Origin of the sequence: Mesorhizobium sp. M7A.F.Ca.CA.001.10.2.1, assembly GCF_003998575.1 — a bacterium.
GTDB lineage: Bacteria > Pseudomonadota > Alphaproteobacteria > Rhizobiales > Rhizobiaceae > Mesorhizobium.
Genome location: NZ_RZQY01000398.1, coordinates 1 through 5473, shown reverse-complemented (window position 1 = coordinate 5473; position 5473 = coordinate 1). Strand labels below are relative to the sequence as shown.

Here is a 5473-nt window from a genome sequence, read left to right as displayed (position 1 = left end):
GGCCATGGGTGAACGCCAAGGGCGTCAAGATCGCCGACGATGTCGCCTCGTTGCACAGCGATGCCAACGGCATCACCAAACAGACAGCGCTCAACGAGAAAGGCGAAGCGGTCAACGGCCGCGGCGACACGCCCAACCGCCACGACGTGCTGACCGGCTCCAAGCCCGACGGCACCAAGATCGCCGACCAGACCTGCGGCAACTGGACGATGAGCGGGGCGGAAGGCGCCGCGATGATGGGCCATCATGACCGCGCCGGTCTCGACGATTCGGCAGCGGCCAAATCCTGGAATTCCTCGCACGCCTCGCGCGGCGGCTGCAGCCAGGAGGCGCTCAAGGGCACCGGGGGCGATGGCTTGTTCTATTGTTTTGCCACCAACTGAGCCGATTGCGCTTCGAAATCGGGCTGGAAACCCCCGTCACATCACGCGGCTGTGATGTGACGGCGGGAAGCTGTGCGGCGGTCAGGCTTTCGTCATTTCCATGGAGTTGGTAGGGTCACAGCGACTCCCACAACAGCGCCCAACTGGCAGAACAAGGAAATCCCCATGGCTACGACCGCAGCAGCGTTGGTCTGGTATCTGGTAATCGCCGGCCCGCAAGGCGGCATGGTCGTGCTGCCCAGCACCTTCGACAAACGCGAACAGTGCACCGCCGCCATCACCGAATATCAGAAGCAGCCGACACCGGCCGGCTGGTCGGTGCAATGCGTGCCGAGCGCCTCGCCCTTCACTGACGAGGGCGACGCCGAAGAACCGTCGGCGCAGTAAGCATCAGCGGCGTGCGCTCACCGTCAGCTCCGGCTTCTGGCTGATGGTCTGGAACACCACGCAATAACGCTCGGTCAGCTTCAGCAGCGAGTCTACCCGCTCCTGCGGCTCAGCGGTGTCGAGGTTGAAATTGAGCCGGATGGCGCGAAAGCCGACCGGTGCATCCTTGGCGACACCGAGCGTGCCGCGAAAATCGAGATCGCCTTCGGCCTCCACCGTGGCGGCGCCGAGCTTGAACTCGAGCGCCGTCGCCACCGCCTTGAGCGTCACCCCGGCGCAGGCGACCAAGGCCTCCAGCAGCATGTCGCCCGAGCAGAGTTCAAGCCCTGAGCCGCCTGTTGCCGGATGCAAGCCGGCGATGGCGAGCGCCCTGCCCGTCTCCACCTTGCAGGCAACCGACTGGTCATCGATCGAGCCCTTGGCGCGAAGCGTGATCAGAGCCTGCGAAGCATCGTCACGGTAGGCCTGCTTCAGCGGCGCCTGCATGGCCTTCAGTTCGGTCGCATCCATCCGCTTTTCCCCTTTCGTCGACTGCTTGCGTCACCGGCATACGCCGTCCGGTCGAGATTTGCGCCGATCACCGTGGCAAGGCAATGCCGTTCCGCAACAGGAGACAGCGGTCAACACCGATATCCCAAATGGGACATTGACGGACAAGGTCCCAAAAACGTCTGATCCGGGCAAGTCATCACTCCATTTCCCGGCGGTCCCAAGATGCCCCGTACCCTCTCGACAAGGCCGAAACAGGATGGGTTTCGCGCGCCCGGCGAATTCGAACCAAAGTCAGGCTGCTGGCTGATCTGGCCGGAGCGGCCGGACACCTGGCGCCTCGGCGCCAAGCCCGCGCAAAAGCTGTTCGTGGATGTCGCCGCGGCGATCGCGCAAAGCGAGCCAGTGACGGTGGCGGCCTCCGCTCGCCAGTGGCAGAATGCCCGAGCGCGATTGCCCGGCCATGTGCGTGTCGTGGAGATGTCCACCAACGATTCCTGGTTGCGCGACAGCGGTCCCAATTTCGTCGTCAACGATCAAGGCGGCGTGCGTGGCGTCGATTGGATCTTCAACGCCTATGGCGGTTTTGACGGCGGCCTCTACGCGCCATGGGACCTCGATGATCTGGCAGCGCAAAAAGTGCTCGAAATCGAGAACATGGATCGCTACCGCGCACCGCTGATCGCCGAGGGCGGCGGGTTGCAATGCGATGGCCAGGGCACCCTCATCACGACGAAGCAATGCCTGCTCAACCGAAATCGCAACGCTCATCTCGGCAAGGCCGAGGTGGAACGCCAGCTTGGTGACTATCTCGGCGTCGACACCGTCATCTGGCTGCCGCGTGGCCTTGCCTTCGACGAAACCGACGGCCATGTCGATGACGTCTGCTGCTTCGTGCGTCCCGGCGTGGTCGTGCTGAGCTGGACCGACAATCGGGAGGACCCGCAATATGAGATTGTGCGAGAAGCCGAAGAGGTGCTGCGTTCGGCCCGTGATGCGCGTGGCCGCGCACTGGAGATCCACCGGCTGCCGCATCCCCTGCCGATCGAGATGACGCCGGAAGAAAGCGAGAGCGTGGACCGGCTGGATTCGACCTGGGCGCGACCGGCCGGAAACCGGATCGCGGCGAGCTACATCAACTACTATCCGGGCAACAGCGTCGTGGTGGTACCGCAGTTCGGCTGCGATCTCGATGTGAAGGCCAAGCAGACGCTGGCCGAGCTGTTTCCCGACCACAAGATAGTCGGCATCGAGAACTCGCGCGAGATCTTGCTGGGCGGCGGCAATGTCGCCTGCATCACCTTGCCGGTCTATGCCCCGCAGCGACGCTGAGGGACGACGCATGCCGAAAACAGATAGCGAAAACGGAGGACATTTATGCGCGCTCTGATCTTCTCAACCCTGCTTGCCTGCGGCGTCTGCGCAAATGCGGCTTCGGCTGACGAGGAAAAGATCGTCAACGTCTACAACTGGTCCGACTACATCGCGCCGGACACCGCCGAGAAATTCGAGAAGGAAACGGGCATCAAGGTTCGCTACGATGTCTATGACGGCAACGAGGTACTTGAAACCAAGCTGCTCACCGGCGGCTCGGGATATGACGTAGTCTACCCCTCAGCCTATCCGTTCCTGAAGAACCAGGTGAAGGCGGGGGCGTTCCTGGAACTCGACAAATCGAAGCTTGCCAACCATTCGAAGATCGATCCGCAGGCCTTGGCGCTGATCGCGGGCGCCGATCCGCAGAACCTGCATGCCGTGCCCTATATGGCCGTCACCGACGGCATTGGCTACAACGTCGCCGCGGTGAAGCAGCGGCTGCCGGACGCGCCGACGGATTCCTTCGCCATGGTCTTCGACGTGGACGTGGTCAAGAAGCTCTCCGATTGCGGCGTGGCCATGATCGATGCGCCGGCTGAAGTCATCCCGATGGCGATGAACTATCTTCACATCGACCCCAGATCGACCAGTCCCGACGACCTCGCCAAGGTCGAGGACCTGATGGGCAAGGTGCGGCCCTACATCCGCTATTTCCATTCGTCGAAATACATCAACGACCTCGCCAACGGCGACATCTGCGTGGTGTTGGGCTGGTCGGGCGACATACTTCAGGCAAGGACCCGTGCGGCGGAATCCGTGAAGAAGCTGGAGATCGCCTATTCCATCCCCAGAGAAGGCACGCTCATCAACTTCGATACGATGGTGGTGCCGAAAGATGCGCCGCATCCCGACAACGCCCAGGCCTGGATCAACTTCAATCTGCGGCCCGATATCGCCGCGGCCAATTCCAGCTATGTCTCCTATGCCAATGCGATACCGGAATCCCTGCCGCTGATGGACAAGGCGATAGCCAGCGATCCCGGCGTCTTTCCGCCTGATGCCGTGAAGGCCAAGCTGTTCGTGGTCGACAACAACGACCCAAAGCTGCTGCGATCACAAAACCGCATGTGGACGCGCATCGTGACGGGGCAATAGCGCCGGCGTAAGCCGTCAGGCTCAAGCGGCTTCGCGGAAGGCCGCCAGCAGCTCGACCTGGGAGTGCACGCCGAGCTTGCGGTAGATCTGCTTGATGTGGTTGCGGACGGTGCCGGGTGAGACGGCGAGGCTTCGCGAAATCGTCTTGGCGTTGCCACCCTCGACCAGATGCCGCGCAACCTCGGCCTCGCGCCTGCTCAGCCGCGAGCGTCCGTCACCGATTGCGGCGCCCTTGTCCCGGGAGCGGCACAGATGAAGCAATCTTTGCAGAATGAGCCTTGTCGCGCTGCTTGCCGCGTAAGCCATCTCCAGATCCTGATCGCCAAAGGCCGGTGCCCCGTTTCGCCGCAGGAAGGTGACATAGCCAGCGGTCAGCCCGTCGAGATTGAACACGCCGGTGATCTCGTCGAAACTGTCGGAAGGGCCGAAGAATTCGCGATAGTAGGGGGTACGCTGGAAGTCGCCATTGCGGAGTGCCGACAGCGGCAACAGGAAATCCTGTCTTGTGCTGGCGAACCTCTGGAAGAAGGGATCCTGGCGATACAGTCGTGCATCGTAGTCGCGGTTCCAGCGATCGGGGCCGGCATCGTCGATGGTCAGGGATGTGATGTCTCGACGGTAGAAGCCGACATAGGCGCGGTCGGAGCCAAGCAGTCCGCTCGCCGCCGCTGTGAAGCGAGCGGACAATTCTTCGGGCGTTGCAGCCATGGCCGCGGCGGCGACACCACCGCTCCAGTGTCCAAACCGATCGAGAGAGATGTTCGACTGCATTCCGGCTCACATTAGCGCAAGCCGTTGCAGGTTCAAGACAGCCATTTCCTTTGACTTCGATCCTCTCGGCCATACCTATGCGGGAGTCGTTCTCGCGGAGCCATCATGCCGGTCAAGCTGAAACTGATCTTCCTCATCCTGCCGATGCTTGCCGTCCTGGCGCAGCCCGTCCTGGCTGAAACGGCGGAGCGGCCGGCACCTGCGGGCGGTGTGCTGTCCCTGCTGCCGCCGCCGCAGACCACCAACTATTCGATCACACTGGCCGGGCGCAAGCTGGATTACCAGGCAAAGGCAGCGACCCTGTCGCTGCTGTCGGGCAACGGCGACGTCACGGCGGAGATCTTCTACGTCGCCTACACGCTGGAGCCGCTGGCGAGCGTGGCCAAAGACCCGCATCGGCCGATCACCTTCGTGTTCAATGGCGGCCCTGGAGCAGCGTCCGCCTATCTGCATCTCGGCGCACTCGGTCCACGGATAATCGCGACGGGAGCCGATGGCGAACTCCTGCCCTCACCGCAAAGACTGATCGACAATCCGGACAGCTGGCTCGACATGACGGATCTCGTCTTCGTCGATCCGGTGGGGACCGGCTACAGCCGCGAGGCACCGGGGCAGGACACGCGCGATTTCTGGGGCGTCAACCAGGATGCCAGCTCGATTGGCGCCTTCATCCGGCTCTATCTCGCGCAGAACGGCCGCACCGGGTCGCCGCTGTTCCTCGCCGGCGAAAGCTATGGCGGGTTCCGCGCGGCGCTGCTCGCCAGGACATTGCAGGAAGATATCGGCGTCAGTCCGAGCGGCATCGTGCTGATCTCGCCAGCGCTGGAGTTCACGCTGGTGCAGCCCGACGAATTCGAGCCGCTGCATTGGGCGCTCGAACTGCCGTCACTGGCGGCGGTGCGGCTACGCACCGAAGGCGTCAGCGGCGATGCATTGCGGGAGAAGCTGGCCGAAGTCGAACATTATGCGAT

6 protein-coding genes and 1 pseudogene are annotated in these 5473 nt (G+C 62.8%); 5 read left to right on the top strand and 2 right to left on the bottom strand.

From position 1 onward, the window contains the following. Together EN964_RS22815 and EN964_RS22810 are read left to right on the top strand one after the other, a co-directional pair. Positions 1-383: pseudogene (locus tag EN964_RS22815) on the top strand (hypothetical protein); the annotation flags it as partial. Between the two features lie 165 nt (positions 384-548). Further along, positions 549-770: a hypothetical protein gene (locus tag EN964_RS22810; protein WP_013532531.1), complete on the top strand. Its 222-nt coding sequence runs from the start codon at positions 549-551 to the stop codon at positions 768-770. Between the two features lie 3 nt (positions 771-773). Here EN964_RS22810 and EN964_RS22805 read toward each other — a convergent pair whose 3' ends face one another. Continuing rightward, positions 774-1280, bottom strand: coding sequence for an OsmC family protein (locus EN964_RS22805; protein WP_127269953.1), 507 nt, complete (start codon positions 1278-1280; stop codon positions 774-776). A 204-nt stretch (positions 1281-1484) separates the two neighbouring features. Between EN964_RS22805 and aguA the strand changes: the two genes are divergently transcribed. Both aguA and EN964_RS22795 read left to right on the top strand, forming a co-directional pair. Then, on the top strand, positions 1485-2591 hold the full coding sequence (gene aguA, locus EN964_RS22800; protein ID WP_127269955.1) for an agmatine deiminase: 1107 nt from the start codon (positions 1485-1487) through the stop codon (positions 2589-2591). A 45-nt stretch (positions 2592-2636) separates the two neighbouring features. Continuing rightward, positions 2637-3731, top strand: a complete 1095-nt coding sequence (locus EN964_RS22795; protein WP_127269957.1) for a polyamine ABC transporter substrate-binding protein — start codon at positions 2637-2639, stop codon at positions 3729-3731. Between the two features lie 21 nt (positions 3732-3752). Here the strand turns inward: EN964_RS22795 and EN964_RS22790 are convergent, their stop codons facing one another. Next, entirely contained in the window at positions 3753-4502 is a 750-nt protein-coding gene (locus EN964_RS22790) for a helix-turn-helix transcriptional regulator (protein ID WP_127269959.1), read from the bottom strand. A gap of 105 nt (positions 4503-4607) precedes the next feature. Between EN964_RS22790 and EN964_RS22785 the strand changes: the two genes are divergently transcribed. Beyond that, positions 4608-5473, top strand: an 866-nt coding sequence (locus EN964_RS22785) for a serine aminopeptidase domain-containing protein (protein WP_206528746.1), incomplete at its 3' end; no start/stop codon positions are given.

What these genes read in the sequence shown, in the direction of transcription:
- EN964_RS22810 (WP_013532531.1), top strand. Translation starts at nt 549, where the DNA reads ATGGCTACGACCGCAGCAGCGTTGGTCTGGTATCTGGTAATCGCCGGC.
- EN964_RS22805 (WP_127269953.1), bottom strand. Translation starts at nt 1,280, where the DNA reads ATGGATGCGACCGAACTGAAGGCCATGCAGGCGCCGCTGAAGCAGGCC.
- aguA (WP_127269955.1), top strand. Translation starts at nt 1,485, where the DNA reads ATGCCCCGTACCCTCTCGACAAGGCCGAAACAGGATGGGTTTCGCGCG.
- EN964_RS22795 (WP_127269957.1), top strand. Translation starts at nt 2,637, where the DNA reads ATGCGCGCTCTGATCTTCTCAACCCTGCTTGCCTGCGGCGTCTGCGCA.
- EN964_RS22790 (WP_127269959.1), bottom strand. Translation starts at nt 4,502, where the DNA reads ATGCAGTCGAACATCTCTCTCGATCGGTTTGGACACTGGAGCGGTGGT.